This window comes from Pedobacter jejuensis (assembly GCF_003725795.1).
GTDB lineage: Bacteria > Bacteroidota > Bacteroidia > Sphingobacteriales > Sphingobacteriaceae > Pedobacter > Pedobacter jejuensis.
Genome location: NZ_RBEE01000002.1, coordinates 192,606 through 212,293, shown reverse-complemented (window position 1 = coordinate 212,293; position 19,688 = coordinate 192,606). Strand labels below are relative to the sequence as shown.

Sequence of the window (19,688 nt, the reverse complement as noted above, 5' to 3'; positions counted from 1 at the left end):
TTTAAATTGATAAACAATTATTACTCTAATTAACATTCTCCTAATCATTTACAGTATCTAAATATCAGTGTTTATCCGTGTCCATCTGTGTCAAAAAACTTCGAATAGAAGTCTTGCAATAAAATAATATCCGTGTCCATCTGTGGTTAAATACCAACACAAATTATGAAACCCAAAATAGATTTAAAACTTATCCTTGCCTTAACCGGCGTAGCCCTGATTTGGGGAACAACCTATTTAGGTATTCGCGTTGCGGTAGAAAGTATTCCAGCTTGGTATGTAACCGCTATAAGACAAAGCATTGCATCATTAATTATTCTAGTGATTTTAATCAAACAAAAAGAATTAAAATGGATTGGCTGGGCGAGTTTTAAAAGACAAATATTACTTTCAATTTTAATGGTAATAATAGCGAACGGAATGACAACCGTTGCAGAAAAAACCATTCCAAGTGGATTAACATCATTAATAAATGCAACATCTCCATTATTAGTATTTCTAGGATGTGTATTTCTAGGTATTCAAAAGGGAACTTTGAAAGGTTTCTTAGGTGTATTTATTGGATTTTTAGGTGTTGTATTTATTTTTAGAGATGGGATTAATGATTTGCTCGAGCCTGGTTATAGAAATGGCATATTATCGTTGGTAATAGCGGTTTCCGGGTGGACAATTGGAACCATTTACTCCAAAAAGCACAGCGGAAAACCTCAATACATATTTTTAAATCTTTTCTATCAATTTGTTTTTTCTGCAATAGTACAATTTGGCTTGGCTTTAATTTTTTCGGGCAAGGCTGATGTAAGTTCATGGAAAACAGAAAGTATTTTAGCAGCAGTTTACCTGGCTATATTTGGTTCTGTTTTAGGGTATTTTTGCTACCATTATTCGCTCAAAAAAGTTTCCGCATCTGAAGTATCCATCTTAACTTACTTCAATACCATCATTGCCATATTTTTAGGTTGGTTAATTCTAAATGAGAAGGTGGGGATAGATTTAATAGTTGCCACGGTACTGATTATTGCAGGTGTTTTCATCACAAATTACAAGAAGAAATCTCCTGTAGCATAATCGATTGTGTAAATCAAAATAAATTATTCTAAATATTCATTCAAAACTTTTAGGAATAATTTATTATCTTCAAGAATGAATTTTCCGGAAGATTTTCTGCACTATGTTTGGCAATTCAAGTCGTTTGATAACCATAATTTAAAAACGGTTCATGGAGAAGAATTAAAGATCACTCATCAGGGATTTTTAAATAAGAATGCTGGTCCAGATTTTAATAATGCCAAAATTCAGATTGCTGAAACAGTTTGGGCGGGCAACGTCGAAATTCATCTAAAATCATCTGATTGGTTAAAGCACAATCATCAAAATGATGCAAGTTATGAAAATGTAATTCTTCATGTGGTTTACGAAAACGATACTGAAATTACCCGAATTGATGGTTCCGTTTTGCCTGTTTTGGAGCTTAAAAATCGGGTAGCTGCAGATTTAATCCACAAATACGAACATTTGTTTTTAACGCTTACCGATTTTCCTTGCGTTGCCCAAATACAATATGTAGATAAAATCATCATCGATTCTTTTTTATCTAGAACGGTGGTTGAGCGGTTTGAACAAAAAACAGCAACTGTATTGAATTGTCTTAACCGACTAAAAGGCAATTGGGATGAAACGTTTTACTGGTTTTTGGCTCGCAATTTTGGTTTTAAGGTTAATGCATTGCCATTCGAACTTTTTGCAAAGACTATTCCACAGCAAATTTATGCCAAGCACAAAGATAATGCATTGCAAATTGAGGCACTTGTATTTGGCTCAGCAGGATTTTTAAAAGATAACTTTGAAGAAGAGTATCCAAAAAAGTTGAAACAAGAATTTCAATTTCTACAGAAAAAATATAGCATAAAGCCTTTAGAGGTTTCTATGTGGAAGTTTATGCGTATGCGGCCACAAAATTTTCCAACCATACGTTTAGCGCAGTTTGCAGCCTTAATCGTAAAGTCAAATCATTTATTTTCGAATATTTTAGAGATAAAAGATACTGCCACGCTTCGTGAATTATTCGAAAATTTGCCCATTAATTCTTACTGGGAAACACATTATCATTTTAAAAAAGAAGCAACGTCTGTTAGTATTCAAATTGGGAAAGCCTCTGTTGATAATATTTTACTGAACACAATTGCATTGTTTTTATTTGCGTATGGTAAACATACAGGCACTCAATATTACATCAGCAGGGCAATAAAATTATTAGAAAGTTTGCCGGCAGAAGAAAATGCAATTACAACGAAATTTACTCAAGCTGGGGTCAAGATGGATAATGCATTTACTTCCCAAGGTATTTTGCAACTAAAAAACCACTATTGCGATGCTAAAAAATGTCTATCTTGCGGTATAGGAATTAAAATTTTAAGGCAGGTGTAATTGCTTAAACATTCCTCAAACTTTCTACAATTAAATCAGTTTTACCAATATGGAATTCCCACACGAACTTAAGGAGCTTTACCCAGATAAAATTATTGAAGTTAGGGGTAATGCAGATGCTTTAACTGTAATTTTGATTGATGGTGTTGATATAGAGCTTTTTAAAAATGATTTGAAAAAGAAATATTCAGGTTTAGAGGATCCTCAAACGCTCTTTATAAAGCACGAGAATAAGCAGGATTTTGAAAAATTAATTTTAGAATAAATAAATTTCAAGAGAAATTAAGATCATTTAAATCAAATTTTATTTATAAATTAGTTTAGAATTAGGTGTTTAATTAATTTCATCCGCATAAATAAGCTTAAATATGTTTCAAAGAATTATAACTTATTTCGAGCAACAGAGTTTTGGAGTTTCCACCTATTTAGCTAATAAGTTAAATATGAGTACCTCAAAAGTTCGTCTGTTTTTTATTTATTCCTCATTTTTAGCGGTAGGTTTTCCTATATTATTTTATTTCTTGGCAGCTGTTGTACTTGATATTAGAACATATATGAAAAAAATGCGCTTAAGAATTTGGGAGTAGTTAATTTAACAATTAGTAATTCACAGTTGCGAAACTAAAAACTGTTAACTGATTATTCTTCCCTTAAAATTTCAGCAATTTCATTAAATCCTTTTTCGGCAGCCAGATCTGCAGGCAATTTACCTCCTTCCATACGCAAGCCTACTTCAGCACCATGTTCTAAGAGTAAAATAATTAGTTCAATGTTGCCAAGTTGTGCAGCCGTATGTAAAGGTGCTAAACCCGCTTTTTGACAAACATTTGGGTATGCGCCGTTATCAAGTAGCATTTTAGTAATTTTTATATTATTTGCGGCAACGGAAGAGTGTATCGGAAAAACATTAAAGCCGTTCTTCGAAGCCAGATTTACCTCTGCGCCTTTTTCTATAAGAAAACTTGCTATGTTTTCGTGACCAAAATAGCAAGCCAATGCTAAAGGTGTAAAACCATCCTCTGAAAACTTATTTAGCCAATTTGGATTTTGAAAGATAAGTAATGTTGCAGCATCTAATTTGCCAGCGGCACACGCTTCGAATATGGTTAGCTGACCTACAAACTCCGCTATCAAATTCGCAATTTCAGGTTTTTTATAATAACAGGCCAATAATAATGGAGAAATTCGGTGCGAAGTATCTGTATTGGCAAGCTCGGGATTTTGAATTAAAATTTCTTTTACAGCATCTAAATTTCCAGCTTCTATTTCTTTTTCAAGGTTTATTATATCCATTGTTTGAATCTATCGCAAATAATCTTTTCAAATTAATAAAAATAAATAGCGTGAAGAAATAAGTGATTAAATTTTGTTGTGTGATGCTTAATATTTTAGCTTAATTCTGTTTTAAAGTCCTTTATTATAGATTGAAAATAAAAATCCCGTTTCACCTCTCCAGGTAAAACGGGATAAACCTAAAACAAAATCCGTTTCATTTGATAAAACGCGACAACTTGTGTGTTGTTAAATTTATAGACCAAATTTTGTGTATAAGGTTTAAGCACTCAGATTAATATTTAAATATTAATTTTTTTGGATAGGGGAGAATCAATAAAATTGTTTACAATAGTAACAATTTTGTCTAAGTTTGCTCTTTATAATATTACATAGAAAATGGCGGTAAAGGGAAACCAGTTTAAATCCAATACATTCAGAGAGCGAGGTGCAGAAAATGCATCTGGAAGGTCTTCATCTATTCGCCAACCTAAGGAGAAAAGAGAATATCTGCCAAATTTCGATTTGCAGGATGGCAGGGCGATAAAGATACTAGGTTTGTTTTTTGTTATACTTTCTCTGTATTTCTTAATTGCATTTACATCCTATTTATTCACTTGGCAGGATGATCAAAGTTATGTTATTGATGCTAACGGAGGTTGGGGGAATTTATTTAAAACTGCAGAAGAGTTAAAAGACTCAGGTGTAAATATTCCTGTTGTGCAGAACTGGTTGGGTAAATTTGGTGCTTTATTATCACATCAATTTATATACGAATGGTTTGGTATTGCATCATTCCTTTTTGTTTTAGCTTTTTTTATCATTGGATACCGTTTGCTTTTTAAAGTTAGAATTTTATCCATTTCTAAAACCCTTGGTTATAGCTTTTTCTTTTTATTATTTATATCCTTAACTCTGGGTTTTGCCCATAGTTTTTGGTCAGAATCGCCACATTATTTAGAAGGCGAATTTGGTTATTGGAGTAATAAATTGTTAAGTGCTCAAATTGGTGCTGCAGGTGTTGCCGGGTTAATTGCTTTCGCAGGCTTAACCATTTTAATCATCGCCTATAATATCGATTTTAAGTTTCCGGAACGTAAAGAGAAAGAAGTTTATTTAGATAATGAAACGCCTGATTTTGTTAATGAAGTAAGGGAGAAATTTGCACAAAGTAAAGCGAGGGAGGATGAGCATGAACCCATTGAATTTCCGATAAGGGATAAAACGCTTATAAATAATGAACGCAGACAACAAAATGTTGTTTTACAGCCAAATCGTTATGAAGAGCAGGATGTAGAAGCAACCGTACCACCTTTAGTTTTATCGCCATTAGCAACAAATTTGCCTATAGCAGCTGCAGCTGCTTCAGCTATGCCTTTAGTAGTTGAGCCAACCATCCAAGATGAGGAAGAGGTTAAAGAACCTAGCTTTACAATTCAAAAAACGGAAGAAGATAAAAAATCGGAAGATTTGGTTGAGCAGTTTGGTAACTATGATGAGAAGTTAGATTTAGCCGGTTATAAATACCCAACAATAGATTTATTAGAAAATTATGGCACTAATAAAATTTCTGTTAATGCAGAAGAGTTGGAAGCCAATAAGAATAAAATCGTAGAAACGCTTAATCACTACAACATCGAAATTGATAAGATTAAAGCTACGATTGGTCCAACGGTTACACTCTACGAGATAATTCCTGCTCCTGGTGTTAGAATTTCAAAAATTAAAAACCTTGAGGATGATATTGCGCTTTCATTAGCTGCATTGGGTATTCGTATTATTGCACCAATGCCTGGAAAGGGAACGATTGGTATCGAAGTGCCAAATCAACATCCGGAAATGGTACCCATGCGCAGCATTTTAAATACCGAAAAGTGGACTCAAAATACCATGGATTTGCCAATTGCCTTAGGTAAAACCATTAGTAATGAGGTGTTTATCGCTGATTTGGCTAAAATGCCGCACTTATTGGTGGCAGGTGCAACAGGTCAGGGTAAATCGGTTGGTATTAATGCAATTTTAGTTTCATTGTTATTCAAAAAACATCCGGCACAATTAAAATTTGTATTGGTTGACCCTAAAAAAGTAGAGCTAACCTTATTTAATAGAATTGAACGCCACTTTTTGGCAAAACTTCCGGGCGAAGCCGATGCCATTATTACGGATACTAAAAAGGTAGTAAATACACTAAATTCACTTTGTATCGAAATGGATCAGCGTTATGATTTGTTGAAAGATGCCCAGGTAAGAAACTTAAAAGAGTACAACGATAAATTTATCAAGCGTAAGCTTAACCCAAACAATGGACATAGATTTTTACCTTTTATCGTTTTAGTGGTAGATGAGTTTGCCGATTTAATGATGACAGCTGGTAAAGAAGTTGAAGCGCCAATCGCTCGTTTAGCTCAATTGGCTCGTGCCATCGGTATTCATCTGGTATTGGCAACACAGCGTCCATCGGTAAATATTATTACTGGTACCATTAAAGCCAATTTCCCGGCCAGGTTAGCTTTCAGAGTTTTATCTAAAATAGATTCGAGAACGATTTTAGACAGCGGAGGTGCAGATCAACTAATTGGTCGCGGAGATATGCTTTTATCAACAGGAAGCGACTTAATCAGGCTACAGTGTGCTTTTGTTGATACACCTGAAGTGGATAGGATTTCTGAATACATCGGCAATCAACGCGGCTATTCTGATGCTTATCAACTCCCTGAATATATCGATGAAGCAGGTGAAGGTAGCAAGGCAGATTTCGACCCAAATGAAAGAGATAAGTTTTTCGAAGATGCTGCAAGACTGATAGTTCTGCATCAACAAGGTTCTACATCATTAATACAACGTAAACTGAAGCTTGGTTATAACCGGGCAGGGAGAATAATCGATCAATTAGAAGCAGCAGGCATTGTTGGTCCGTTTGAAGGAAGTAAAGCCCGTGAGGTTTTATATCCTGATGAGTACTCTTTGGAACAGTTCTTGAATAGTATGAACAGCAAGGATTAGAACTATCAATTTAGCTAATCAAATGTTTCAATAGAAAATTTAAAAGACACAAGATGAAGAAATTAATTTCAGCATTAATGGTTGTAGCTGCTTTTGCAACTTCAACTTATGCTCAAACTGATGCGAAAGCTAAAGCAATTTTAGCTGATGTAAGTAAGAAATACAAAACGTATAATATTGTAAAAACTGATTTTACTTTCACTTTAGATAACCCTAAAGCTAAGGTAAAAGAAACGCAACAAGGAACATTATATGTTAAAGCCAACTCAAATAAATACAAAGTGGCAATGACCAACCAGGAGTTGTTTAGTGATGGTAAAAGTCAATGGACTTATCTTAAAAAAGATAAAGAAGTTCAGGTAAGCAATGTTGATAATAGTGGAGATGCAATAAATCCTGCTAAGATTTTTACTGTTTACGAGAAAGGTTTTAAATACATTTATACAGGCGAAGAGAAAGTAGGTTCTAAAACTTACCAAATGATTGATTTGACACCAACTGATGCTAAAAAATCCATATTTAAAGTTCGTTTAAGTATCGATAAAGCTGCTAAACAAATTGCAAACGTTGTTTTGTTTGATAAAAACGGAAACAAATACACTTACAATGTAAAAACCTTTGTGCCAAATGTTAAAGTTCCTGAAACTACATTTGCGTTCGATGCAAAGAAATATCCAGGTGTTGAAGTTGTTGACTTAAGATAATTTCTTTTTAGTTTAAAAGTTAAGATTTATAAGTTCAGCTGGAAACAGCTGAACTTTTTTGTTTTAGAACTTAATCTAATATTTAGCGATTCGTTTATGTTGCCTGTAAATTAATATTGGGTAATTTAAGATCAATTTCTTAAGCCTGGATAATAAAAAAACGGTTTGTATTTATGAATGCTACTCATAATTCTCTAAGTTTGTTCTAATGTCATTACCACTTACCAATCATACTTTAGAGAAACTGGAGCAGTTGCTTTTTGCTATGGGTTTCAAGGTTCGTTACGAGAAAGGGAATTTTAAAACAGGTTCTTGCTTGCTAGAGCATAGTAAGATTATTGTTGTGAACAAATTTTCTAATTTAGAAGGCAAAATAACCGCCTTGGTAAATTTGGTAAAGCAAACAACTACTGATGAAAATTTATTGGATGATCGTCAAAGGCAATTTTTTCAATCTTTACAGCAAACAGAATTATTTTAATGCAGGTACGAAACGTAGATTATTGGTTTAGAAAGGAGAGGTGTTTAAGATGAAGGTTACTTTTTTAGGGACAGGCACATCGCAAGGCGTTCCGGTAATTGCTTGTACATGTGAAGTTTGCCAATCGACGGATTTTAGGAACAATAGATTAAGAACATCGATTTTAATTGAAACCGACGATAAAACGATTGTTGTAGATAGCGGACCAGATTTTAGATACCAACTTTTAAGAGCGAAAGTTAAAGATTTAGATGCAGTTCTATTCACCCATGAACATAAAGACCATATTGCTGGCTTGGATGATATCCGGCCATTTAATTATTTGCTGCATAAAGTTATTGATGTTTACGCAACAGAACGGGTTCAAACCGCTTTAAAACGCGAATTTTACTATATTTTCGCGGATACGAAATACCATGGTTTGCCACAAATAAACTTACATGAAGTGGTAAATGGAGTGAGTTTTAATATTGGCAATAGCAAAATTATACCATTTGAAGTGATGCATCACCTATTGCCAATAACAGGATATAGAATAGGGGATTTTACATATATAACTGATGCTAAAACGATTTCAGATAGCAGTTTTGAGCAAATAAAGGGGACAAAAATATTGGTGATAAATGCTTTGCAAATAGAGCCTCACATTTCGCATTTTACTTTAGATGAAGCTATCGCATTTGCAGAAAAGGTAGGTGCAGAAACTACATATCTTACGCACATTAGTCACAATTTAGGCTTACATAATGAAGTTGAGCAATTTTTGCCATCAAATATTAGGCTTGCTTACGACGGTTTGAAAATAGATTTATAGAACGCTGTTTCTAAACGCTAAAATTAAATTATATTTGCAATATATACTCAGGTGGCGAAATTGGTAGACGCACCAGCTTGAGGGGCTGGCGCCTGTATGGGTGTGGGAGTTCGAATCTCCTCTTGAGTACAACAAAAACTTCGGTAGTGTAAAAACTACCGAAGTTTTTTTATTAATCTATTTAAACTCTTGATAGATATTTATTATCAAGCTTGCCGTTCAGGATAAACTTTATTTTGTTCCTTCAATTGGATCGCCATAGATCACATCATCTTTATCAAACTGCTTCCTTGTTTTAGGTTCAACAGGCGGTGGCGGAGGTGCAATTTGAATGTCTAACACTTGTTTATCTGCTTTTGTATGACTACTTTTTATATTTACCACGGTTATATCTTTCGATTTTGGTTCTACAGGCGGTGGTGGTGGAGCAATACGAACACCTTTTTCCTTTTTCGTTAATGGTATTTCAGTTGCACGCGGCGGCGGTGGCGGTGCAAGTTGTATCTCTTTTACTTTTTTAGCTGTCGTTGGCGCAGCAGGCGGTGGTGGAGGTGGCGCCAATTTTACACCTTTAACTCTTTTTGAACTAACTGTCGGTTCTTGAATAATGATAACCTCTACAGCTTTCTTTCTTTTAGCGGTATCTTGAATAGAAACGATTTTTGATTTGTTCTTTTTTGGATACAAATCAATGGTTCCATAATCTTTTGTAAAAGCCATGGTTGAGGCACAAAGCATCCCGCCAGCGATAGGTAGAGCCAATAACAATTTGAGCCTGGCCCATTTTGCTGATTTTTTTTGATTTAACATATTTATTCTGTTTTTTAATATGGATGAATTAAATATTTGATTAGTTAATTGTGTTTCTCGATTACCACATGAGTTCTGTATCAGAAAAACTGCATACTCGTATTTTTCAATTCCTTTGTTTGTTGTTTCCTCATCGGCAAGGTATTCATGTACAAGCTTTATATCATTTTTTAATAGGTGAGCAATCGGATTGAACCAACAAATACATGTAATGAGTTCAAAAAATAATACATCAAGACTATGCTTTTGCCTAATATGTGCCAGTTCATGATTTATGATGGTTTCTCTTTTAGCAAGTTTTGGATCGATAAAGAGTAGGTTAAAGAAAGAAAATGCGGTACTGGTATTATCCAATGCAATAATCGTAATTCCTTGTTCTGATGTTCTATTTGGTTCTTTTAATAATCTAAAAATGTGTCTAAAGCCCCAAAACAGCTTCACCATAAATATCATTACGATGAAAAGATAAGCCGACAATAAAAAATTTTCTATCGTATAAATTGAACTATCACCTACAACTTCCTGATAAACGGGTACTGCTTGAGTCAAATTGTCTTTTGATAAAAAGCCCAATTGTAGTAATGGAATAAAAAATGCCAGTACAGAACTCAGCAATAGATAACATCTGTTGAGGGTGTAAAACGTTTCTTTTTGTAAGAATAACCTGTAGAACCCATAAAAAATTATAAGATAAAGGTTTGCTTCGAGTAAATAAGATAGCCAGCTCATCATTTATTTGTTGTAAGTTTTTCTGCCAATTGAATAATTTCATTCAATTCTTCATTGCTCATGCTTTTTTCTTTTACAAGAAAAGAAACCAAGCTTTCGTACGAATTTTCAAAGTAATTATTCATTACTTTATCCAACGCAAAACGTTTGTAATCAGCCTCTTTTACAATAGGAAAGTAGATATATGTATTTCCAATCGCCTTATGATCTACAAAGCCCTTACCTTCTAACACTCTTATTACTGTAGAAACGGTGTTATAAGCGGGTTTGGGTTCATTCATTTTTTCGATTACATCTTTCACCAATGCTTCTTCCATTTCCCATAAAATCAGCATGATTTGTTCTTCTGCTTTTGTAAGTTCTTTCATCATTGTAACTATTTTTATAGTTTCTTTATATGAATGTACGACTATATTTATAGTTTGCAAACTATTTATGTAGTTTAATTTTTAAAGTGCTGATTATAAGTTAAATAAATTTTTCTGATCAGGTTTTTACCCAAAAAAAAACCTATCTGATTAGATAGGTTACAAAGTTGAATGTTATATTGATTAGTTTTTCATAATCATTTTATCCTTTAATGATTGTTGCAAGCCTGTTTGTTTATCTACGTTCTTCACTACTTCTAAAACAGCATTTGCGGCATTGCTATAAAATTGCTTAGTAATAGTTTGGTATTCGTCAGTTGCTTTGTGGTAATCTTTATGGTCTTCTACACCAAAGTACAAAAACGGAATATTCTTGGCGTTGAAGGCACCTTGGTCGCTTTGGTTTGTCCAATCATCATGGCCAAGTTTAGGGTCATCGTGTCCTAAAATAACTTTTATATCCTTTCTACTAGTATCTACATATTTCTTTAGAGCAGGATATTTAAAAGTGCCACAAACGTACAACTCGCATTTATCGCTATGGCTAATCATATCCATATTTAAATTAACTGCAATGGTATTAATCGGAACTGGTGGATTGGCAACAAATGCTTTTGCGCCTTGTAAACCCATTTCTTCAGCATCAAAAGAGGCGAAAATGATAGTATTATTTGGTTTGTTTTTAGCAAAGTAAGCTGCAATTTTTAATAAACCAGCTGTGCCTGATGCGTTATCATCTGCACCATTAAAAACTTCATCTTTAACCACACCTAAATGGTCGTAATGGGCAGAAACCACAATTATATTTGTGCCTTTACCTGGTATGTAGCCAATAACATTTGTTCCATTAACTTTTGCGCCACCTCTTGCATTAAATGTAAATTCTTGTGCGTAATTAACATTTTGAGGATAAGATTTTAAGCCTAATTTTTGAAATCTATCGATGATGTACGCCCGAGCCATTTCTGTACCTTTAGTTCCGGTTTTTCGGCCTTGATAGGCATCAGAAGATAGTACTTCAACGTCTTTTAAAAGTTGGGTATCGAGTTTTCTGGAATCGGCTGCGGTTTGGTTTTTTACGGATGAACAGCAGCTTAGCATCATCGCTAAGGGAAGGATATATAGAATTTTCATGTTTACGTTGAATTGATTACCAAAGCAATTTTAATAGGTTTGGTATTATTGGATTATACTCCTGAAACCAAATTAAGCAATGTGTATCTAAAAGATAATGATTTGATGGCATTACATATATTCTTTAAAATCATCCAAAGGTTCATCAAAATCTTCAGATAATGTAATCTTACCTTTAAATGCACCAGGTGTTCTTTTTAAGATATTGTTGGGTTTATCATCAGTTAAAAATGTCACAATTACATCTGTTTTAGATAGGACTGGTGCCTTTTCATTTAAAACAATTTTTCCTTTTTCGTAATATCCTTTAACGGTTGCTAACATAATGGTGACTGCTTAAAACAAATATACTATTTTCAATATGTTATTCAAACCTAGGTTATGGTGCAATATTACGTCTTTTTAGATAACAGTTCTATGTTGTAGATTGTTTCAACCAGCGAAACTGCCTTCAATAATCCGAATTTCGCTTTAATCTTTAAGCTTTTTTCATTTTGCTTACGCCGCTACTTCTCTTAAATCTACCGCCACAACCCTCGAAACACCTTGCTCAACCATGGTTACTCCATAAATAATATCTGTACTGGCGATGGTTCGTTTATTGTGAGATACAATAATGAATTGCGATTGGTCGGAAAATTTACGAATGATGTTGTTGAATTTATCAATGTTGGTATCATCTAAAGGTGCATCAACCTCATCGAAAATACAGAAAGGAGCCGGTTTGAGCAAGTATAAAGAGAATAGGAGAGCGGTTGCAGTTAGTGTCTTTTCACCACCTGATAACTGATTGATGGATAAGGGTCTTTTGCCTTTCGGACGAGCAATGATATCAATATCGGCCTCCAGCGGATTATGAATATCCGACAAAATCAAATCACAGCTATCTTCCTCATTAAAAAGGGAGCGGAAAACTACTATAAAATGTTCGCGAGCTTGGGTAAAGGCCTGCATAAATTTTTCTTTCGCGGTATCATCAATTTCTTTTATGGTTTGTAAAAGGTCGGTTTTGGCTGCGTTTAAGTCTTTTTTTTGATTTTGAATAAAAACGTAACGCTCTTCCATTTCCTTAAAAGCCTCCATGGCCATCGAATTTATGGCGCCAAATTCATTAAGCTGGCGTTTCATTTTTTCAACCTTCTGGCGAATTTCAAATTCACTTTCTACGGCCTCAACATCGGTTTCCGTTTCTAACAAGTCGTTGATATCAATGTTGAATTCTACAGCTAAACGTTCTTTTAGGGAGTTTAAATCTATTTTTAAAGTGTTCTTTTTGTCTTTGATTTCGCTCAATAAAAAATCAGATTCTTCACGGTTTTTGCGAATTTGTGTTAAATCTGTTTCTAACTCATTAATGTTTCCTTTACTATCGAAATATGCCTTTTCTGCCTCGGCCAGTCCTTTTTCCATCTCCTCACGTTGTTGATACATCTCCAAAAGCGTATCATCGCTCAAATCGGTATGTTGTAAAGTAGCCGTAATTTGAGTTAATGTTTCCTGTAATTCTTTATCGTTTTGAGCAATTCGCTTATTAAGCGCCTCCTCTTGCACAAAGCGATAATCTAAATCTTTTTCTAAACCAGCCAGCTTATTTTGTTGCTGGTGGAAACGAATATTATCCTGATTATACTTACTTGCACTATCATTAACCTGGTCGGCAAGTTCCTGGTAATTTAATTGTTGCTCTTGTAAATTTAAATGGTCTTGTTGCTGCTTTTTTTGCAACTCTACCAATGCCGGCAACTTTTCCGAAAGCGATTTTTCTATAGAAACAATTTTTTGTGCAATATCAGTTTTACGATTTTCACTTGTCGTAATAAATTCCTGGTATTGGTCGCGACGCGTTTGAACGGAAATTTGCTCATTGCTTAACCGATTTAATTCCTGCTGAAAGGTATTAATCTGATTAAGCTTTGATGAATCTTTCAGGTTTAAAATATTATTCGTTTCGGCAGTTATGGTTGCGTTATATTGATTTATCAGTGATTCTGATTGTTTGATTTCTTTAGCTAAATTTTCCAAGTTTTTAGCACGACCAATTCTTTTGCCTTCAAATAAACCTACTGAACCGCCTGATAAAGTAAATTTTGTTTGTGCATATTTTCCGTTTTTAGCCAAGATGGTTAAGCTTTCTGTTGGTGTTTCTTTGAAAATATTTTCCTGCTCAGCAATGGCGATGTAAACATTTTGCAAAAGTAGATTACACAGATGCTGGTATTTTTTATCAACCTCGGTAACTGATAATGCTGAAACTAAGCCTTCGTGATTCCAAATTGCAATGTTTTTATCAGGAACATTTTCTAAAATAAAGAAATTTGCCCGCCCGCGACTAGCATCCGTTAACAGATTAACGGCTTGTACGGCATCGGCATATTTATCAACCACATAATGGTTCATTACAGGCTCGAGATAATTTTCTATTGCAATGCGATAATCTTCATCACAAAATAAAATATCAGAAAGGAGTAGGGCATTTTTAGCAAATGCATTATTCTTTTTAAGGAAACGTATGGATTCTGGAAAGCCCTCTAAACTATCAACAAGCGATTTTGTGAGGTTATATTCGTTTTGCTTGGCATCCTTTTTTCGATTCTCTGCAGTAAGTTTTTCTTTGTTCGAACTTAAATTTAACTCAGCTTCGGCAAGTTTTTCTTTGATAATTTCTTCAGCATCCTTAAGTTGATTAATGTTTGCCTGCTTTTCGGAAATTTGAACATCAAGTTCAGCCAAAGCATGGTCGAAAGCTTTCAATTCTAATGTTTTCGTTTCAGTATCATCAACATTTCTATTGGTTTCCTGTACCAACGCATCTTTCTGAATGTTAAAAATATCGATTTCCTTTTGAGATTGATAAACCTGATTTTGCAAATCGTTAACAGATTTAAGCAAATTATCCGTTCTGTTTTTTTCGGTTTGCTGTTGTTCTCTTAGCGTATTAAGGGTTGATTTCAGGCTTTTTAAATCAGATTCCAGCTTATTAAAGACTTCAGTCTCTGTTAAAACCTCCTCATTCAATCGTTTAATATTGTACTTAATATGGTTAACTTGATTTTTATCTTTTTCAAGTTCTCCAGATAAACGCGTTTCTTTTTCCTGCAAGAAACGCATTTGTTCATTTTTTACTTTTTTCTCGCTTTCGTAAGCTCGAATTTTAGAAACCAATTCATTAGTCGCCTTTTGCTGTACAGAAAGGTTTTTCTCCTGATTAATACTTTCAAGTTTGAGCTTTTGTAGTTCAGCTTCGTGTGTATCAATTTTAGTGCTTAATTCCGTTCTTTGTATTTGTTGGTTTTGCTCTTGATTTTCGAGTGCTTGTAAATCAATACGGAAAAAGGCAATTCTGTGCGTTGCCAATTGAACGCTTAACTCACGATATTGCTCCTTTAGTTTATAATAGCGTTCGGCTTTTCGGGCTTGACTTTCTAACGTTTTCAGGTTCTTTTCAATTTCGAAAAGCAAATCTTCCACACGTTCCAAATCGGCCTCGGTATCTTTTAACTTATTGAAAGTTTGCTTTTTACGTAGCTTATATTTTGAAATTCCTGATGCTTCCTCAAACAAAGAACGTCGACTATGCTCTTTATTGGTAATGATTTCATCAACCATTTTTAGCTCGATGATGGAGTAACTATCCGAGCCAATTCCAGTATCTAAAAATAAATCAGTAATGTCTTTTAACCGGCATTGAACATCATTTAAACGATATTCGCTATCTCCATTTCGATATAATTTCCGGGTAACCGTTACTTGAGAATAAGCCGTTGGGAGAATATTTTTGGTATTATCAAAGCTCAAAGAAACCTCTGCAAGTTGTGCCTGTTTGCGGTTTTTTGTTCCGTTGAAGATGATGTTCTCCATCTTTTCAGAACGTAAAGCTTTGGTGCTTTGTTCGCCTAACACCCAACGCATCGCATCAATTACATTTGATTTTCCGCAACCATTTGGGCCAACAATAGCCGTAACTCCTTCATTAAAATTGATGGTCACTTTGTCGCCAAAGCTTTTAAATCCTTTAATTTCTAATCGAGTAAGTTGCATGGTTTTTAACGGGAGAACCGAAACCAATAATAAGGATAATTTTGGGGTTTTTCAAGGGGCCTTATCCAATGAAAAGCAATTATTTGGCAAACATTGAGCTTATCTTCTCCGAAGAGAGCGTTTTGGAGGAGTGAGCCTCACCCTTTGAAAGTAAGAAATAACGCAAATGTTGTAGCCTCCCTCTCCGGAAGAGAGGTTTTTGACAGACTGTGATTTGAACCAAAATTTAATCTAAATTTTTATTAGCTTGATTAGGTCAAAACCGCACACTCAATTAACCTCTCTTCCGGAGAGGGATTGCATTAAATGAAGACAAGCTTCTACCATTAATAGGGTGAGGCTAGGTAAGACTCCTATTTCACAATCATCAATTTTGCAAACTTTAATAACAACTGCTTATTACCCAATCCCTGAAAAAACACCGTTGCTTTTACATCAGGTAAAGTTCCTTCTAAACTAATAATTTTGCCGAATCCAAATTTTTCATGCTCTACTTCCATGCCGCCTTGAAATTCGTAAGGTAGCGATGGGGTAAAGCCAGGAGTTGGAACATGTGCTTTTGCTAATAATGAAGTAGTTTTTGGTCTTACTGGTGGTGTAGTTGCTGTACCTGCCGGTTTGGGTTTGCTAAAGAAATCGCGTGGTTGTGAAGTCCAGGTTTTGCGTTCATCATCAAAATTACCTTCAAGCACATTACTTTTTGAAGGCTTAACATCCAATTCTAAAAATCTTGGATTTATTTCATTGATAAAACGGCTTGGTTCACAATTGGTTAAGGTTCCCCAACGATAACGAGAGGTAGCGTAAGTAATCGTTAGTTTTACCTCTGCACGGGTTATTGCAACATAAAACAGACGGCGTTCTTCTTCCAAATCAGAGCGAGAATTAACTGACATTTGCGATGGGAAAAGGTTCTCTTCTAAACCAACTATAAACACATTTTTAAACTCCAAACCCTTGGCAGAGTGAATCGTCATCAATGAAACGGTATCCTTATTTTTATCGCCATCCTTATCGTCATTGGTTAAAAGCGCCACATCCTGCATAAAAATATCCAAGCCTTTTTCTTCAATATCTTCACGCTCCGCAAACTCTTTTATACCATTTAATAACTCCTGAATATTTTCATATCTGCTTCTACCTTCTACACTATCATCGGTGTAAAGCTCTTTTAAAATACCCGCGTGTTGAGCGATAAACAAAGCTGTTTCATAGGCATCATGCTTTTTAGCTTCTGCCTGAAAACTTTGAATCATTACTGCAAAATCATTCAGTTGATTGGCCAAACGTCCCTCTACATACTGATGTGCATTAGAAATCACATCCCACATCGTTTTATCGTTTTGGTCTGCCGCTACGATAATTTTATCAATTGATGTATCTCCAATTCCACGTTTTGGGTAATTAATAACACGTTTTATAGCCTCTTCATCTTTCGGATTAAAAGTTAAGCGGAAGTATGCAATTAAGTCTTTTACCTCTTTGCGTTGATAAAAAGACTGACCACCATAAATTCTGTAAGGAATGTTGAGCTTACGCAAACCTTCCTCCATGGCCCTGCTTTGGGCATTGGTGCGGTATAAAATTGCGAAGTCTTTATGGTCGTATCCTTTTGTGCTACGTTCCTGAATAATGGCTTCGGCAACCAATTTGCCTTCTTCATTATCCGTAAAAGCACGGGAAACTTTAATTCTATCGCCTTCTGCATTTTCAGAGAAGACATTTTTTTCCAATTGATTTTTATTGTTCGCGATGATGCTACTTGCAGCATCAACAATATTTTGAGTGGAGCGGTAATTTTGCTCCAGTTTGTAAACTTTTAAATCAGGGTAATCGCGTTCAAAATTTAAAATGTTTTGAATATTCGCCCCGCGGAAAGCATAAATACTTTGAGCATCATCGCCCACCACACAAATGTTTTGGTAAGCTGCCGCCAATTTTTTTACAATTGTATATTGAGAAAAGTTGGTATCCTGATACTCATCAACCATCAAATACCTAAATTTTTGTTGGTATTTGTTTAGAACATCTGTATGCTCTTTTAATAAAATATTGGTTTTGAAAAGTAAATCGTCAAAATCCATAGCGCCAGCTCTAAAGCAACGTTTAGCGTACTGTTCGTAAATCTGCCCAATCAGTGGACGTTTATTTTGAATATCTTCTGCCTGAATTTGGTCGTTAGCCTGGTATTCGCCCCATGAAATCAGGTTATTTTTTGCTGATGAAATTCTGCCGAAAACGAAATTTGCAGCATACAATTTATCATCCAGCTGCATCTCTTTTAAAATAGCACGGATTACACTTTTGCTGTCATCAGTATCATAGATGGTGAAATTGCTTGGATAGCCAATTTTCTCTGCCTCAACCCGTAATATTTTTGCAAAAACGGAGTGAAAAGTTCCCATCCAAATGTTTTTGGCTTCTGCACCAACCACTTTGCCAATACGCTCACGCATATCCTTACTGGCTTTGTTGGTAAAGGTTAAAACCAGAATATTAAATGGGTCGGTACCGGTTTGAATGAGGTGTGCAACACGATAGGTAATTACCCTGGTTTTGCCCGAACCTGCACCCGCAACAATCATTACCGGTCCTTTAGTGTTTTCTACTGCTGCTCTTTGTTGTGGGTTTAATCCTTCTAAATAATCCAAATCGGCTCCTGTTTTTTGAGGTTCAAAAATAGGAATTCCAAAGCTTTTTATTGAATTTGTGGATAAATAGACGTTGATTTTTTTGTCTAGAAGATTATTCTATCCTCATAAATATGAAGATAGGTGTAAGCGCAGATTACCTTGCCACGATAAACTTTTTAACAGAACTATACTGACCAGAATCAGACGATATTTTAAAAAAGTAAATTCCTGCCGCAAATGCAGTTGTATTAATTTCGAGTGTATGCTTGCCGGTGTTGAAATATTCATTCACTACAGTTCTTGTCAAGAGTCCCATCATATCAAAGATTTGTACATTTATCTTATCAGGTTCTGGGAGTACAATGTCTATAAACGTTTGACTTGATGCCGGATTTGGATAGTTCTGAGTAACTACGAAAAGCAAAAACTTGTCGAATATAGCTTTATTAACGGCATCAAAAATAACATAACTTATTAGCCTGTAGCCTCTGGCATTTGGATGATAAGGATCTTGATATAAAGAAAAGTCGCGGCGCATGGCTGCATTAACGTCAGCTAAATAAATTTTAAACTCACTTGCTAGTCGGCGATAGGCCGCATTTATATTTCTGATGTTTGTGTTTACCTGTACTAGCGCCGGGGTAGTTCTATCATCAACATTTTGAAGTGTGCATAAAATTGGCACCAGATTTTGTTTTAAGCTGGTAGTAATTAACAAACGCATGTTTGCCGTTGTTTCGGCAACACTTCCACGTCCGTTGGCAATTGCAAGGGCATCATTAATCCCCATAGATATTACAATAAACCCTGTACGGTCTCTAATTGCTTTATCAATTCTTAGCAAACCTTGCATGGTGGTTTGCCCACCAATGCCTTGATTTGTAATGTTTATAACCTTACCAGAATAGCAATTTGAAAAATTATTTTCGAGCATGGTTTGAAAACCAAGTCCTTTAACGCCTTCTACCGTACTTGCCCCGAAAGTTACAATGTTGATGCTATCTTTAGCATAATACTGGGCCGCTTCAGGACAACTAATTTTTACGTTAGTTTGAGCCGAAACTATTATTGGAGTTAAAAATGAAAATAGCAGCATAATATGCGAAACAATTGCGCTTAATTTCATTGATAACTTTCTTGTTTTGAGGTTTCTAGTGTGATTTTTAAAAGGCGCAATTTAATAAAAAATCGAAATAAAATGATTGCATATTTAAATAACTATAAATAATTTACAACATCATTATATAATCACAAAGCGTACAACGTGTAGTGTTA

Annotated in this window: 16 protein-coding genes and 1 tRNA gene; 9 read left to right on the top strand and 8 right to left on the bottom strand. The window is 34.8% G+C overall.

The window, feature by feature from the left end:
• Positions 1–165: 165 nt before the first annotated feature.
• From D7004_RS01585 to D7004_RS20920, 4 genes are all read left to right on the top strand, one after another.
• The gene (locus D7004_RS01585) at positions 166–1,068 is read left to right on the top strand and encodes a DMT family transporter (RefSeq protein ID WP_123204119.1); all 903 of its coding nucleotides are present in this window, start codon (positions 166–168) and stop codon (positions 1,066–1,068) included.
• Positions 1,069–1,143: 75 nt separating this feature from the next.
• Positions 1,144–2,427, top strand: a complete 1,284-nt coding sequence (locus tag D7004_RS01580) for a DUF2851 family protein (protein ID WP_123204118.1) — start codon at positions 1,144–1,146, stop codon at positions 2,425–2,427.
• 49 nt (positions 2,428–2,476) lie between these two features.
• A complete protein-coding gene (locus tag D7004_RS01575) occupies positions 2,477–2,692 on the top strand; it encodes a hypothetical protein (RefSeq protein ID WP_123204117.1) in 216 nt (71 codons plus the stop codon).
• A 103-nt stretch (positions 2,693–2,795) separates the two neighbouring features.
• Complete coding sequence (locus D7004_RS20920) at positions 2,796–3,014, top strand: PspC family transcriptional regulator (protein ID WP_123204116.1); 219 nt, start codon at positions 2,796–2,798, stop codon at positions 3,012–3,014.
• 52 nt (positions 3,015–3,066) lie between these two features.
• On the opposite strand, the gene D7004_RS01565 is transcribed toward D7004_RS20920, so the two are convergent.
• On the bottom strand, positions 3,067–3,720 hold the full coding sequence (locus tag D7004_RS01565) for an ankyrin repeat domain-containing protein (protein ID WP_123204115.1): 654 nt from the start codon (positions 3,718–3,720) through the stop codon (positions 3,067–3,069).
• A 378-nt stretch (positions 3,721–4,098) separates the two neighbouring features.
• Between D7004_RS01565 and D7004_RS01560 the strand changes: the two genes are divergently transcribed.
• The 5 genes from D7004_RS01560 (at position 4,099) to D7004_RS01540 (ending at position 8,830) form a co-directional block, all read left to right on the top strand.
• On the top strand, positions 4,099–6,702 hold the full coding sequence (locus D7004_RS01560) for an FtsK/SpoIIIE family DNA translocase (RefSeq protein ID WP_123204114.1): 2,604 nt from the start codon (positions 4,099–4,101) through the stop codon (positions 6,700–6,702).
• A 53-nt stretch (positions 6,703–6,755) separates the two neighbouring features.
• Complete coding sequence (locus D7004_RS01555; protein ID WP_123204113.1) at positions 6,756–7,406, top strand: LolA family protein; 651 nt, start codon at positions 6,756–6,758, stop codon at positions 7,404–7,406.
• A 208-nt stretch (positions 7,407–7,614) separates the two neighbouring features.
• Positions 7,615–7,887: a hypothetical protein gene (locus D7004_RS01550; protein ID WP_123204112.1), complete on the top strand. Its 273-nt coding sequence runs from the start codon at positions 7,615–7,617 to the stop codon at positions 7,885–7,887.
• Positions 7,888–7,936: 49 nt separating this feature from the next.
• A complete protein-coding gene (locus D7004_RS01545) occupies positions 7,937–8,701 on the top strand; it encodes an MBL fold metallo-hydrolase (protein ID WP_123204111.1) in 765 nt (254 codons plus the stop codon).
• Between the two features lie 45 nt (positions 8,702–8,746).
• Positions 8,747–8,830, top strand: a tRNA-Leu gene (locus D7004_RS01540).
• A gap of 102 nt (positions 8,831–8,932) precedes the next feature.
• On the opposite strand, the gene D7004_RS01535 is transcribed toward D7004_RS01540, so the two are convergent.
• From D7004_RS01535 to D7004_RS01505, 7 genes are all read right to left on the bottom strand, one after another.
• Positions 8,933–10,243 carry a M56 family metallopeptidase gene (locus D7004_RS01535; protein ID WP_123204110.1) on the bottom strand — a complete coding sequence of 437 codons (1,311 nt, stop codon included), beginning with the start codon at positions 10,241–10,243 and terminating at the stop codon, positions 8,933–8,935.
• Positions 10,240–10,611 (bottom strand): BlaI/MecI/CopY family transcriptional regulator, encoded by a 372-nt coding sequence (locus D7004_RS01530; RefSeq protein ID WP_123204109.1) that lies wholly within the window; start codon positions 10,609–10,611, stop codon positions 10,240–10,242. The genes D7004_RS01535 and D7004_RS01530 overlap by 4 nt, the downstream gene beginning before the upstream one ends.
• Positions 10,612–10,791: 180 nt before the next feature.
• Positions 10,792–11,742 carry a M28 family peptidase gene (locus tag D7004_RS01525; protein WP_123204108.1) on the bottom strand — a complete coding sequence of 317 codons (951 nt, stop codon included), beginning with the start codon at positions 11,740–11,742 and terminating at the stop codon, positions 10,792–10,794.
• A gap of 111 nt (positions 11,743–11,853) precedes the next feature.
• Positions 11,854–12,066 carry a DUF2281 domain-containing protein gene (locus tag D7004_RS01520; RefSeq protein WP_123204107.1) on the bottom strand — a complete coding sequence of 71 codons (213 nt, stop codon included), beginning with the start codon at positions 12,064–12,066 and terminating at the stop codon, positions 11,854–11,856.
• 174 nt (positions 12,067–12,240) lie between these two features.
• Positions 12,241–15,780, bottom strand: coding sequence for a chromosome segregation protein SMC (smc, locus tag D7004_RS01515; RefSeq protein ID WP_123204106.1), 3,540 nt, complete (start codon positions 15,778–15,780; stop codon positions 12,241–12,243).
• Between the two features lie 353 nt (positions 15,781–16,133).
• Positions 16,134–18,431 (bottom strand): ATP-dependent helicase, encoded by a 2,298-nt coding sequence (locus tag D7004_RS01510; RefSeq protein WP_123204105.1) that lies wholly within the window; start codon positions 18,429–18,431, stop codon positions 16,134–16,136.
• A 136-nt stretch (positions 18,432–18,567) separates the two neighbouring features.
• A complete protein-coding gene (locus D7004_RS01505; RefSeq protein WP_123204104.1) occupies positions 18,568–19,539 on the bottom strand; it encodes an SGNH/GDSL hydrolase family protein in 972 nt (323 codons plus the stop codon).
• Between the last annotated feature and the right edge of the window lie 149 nt (positions 19,540–19,688).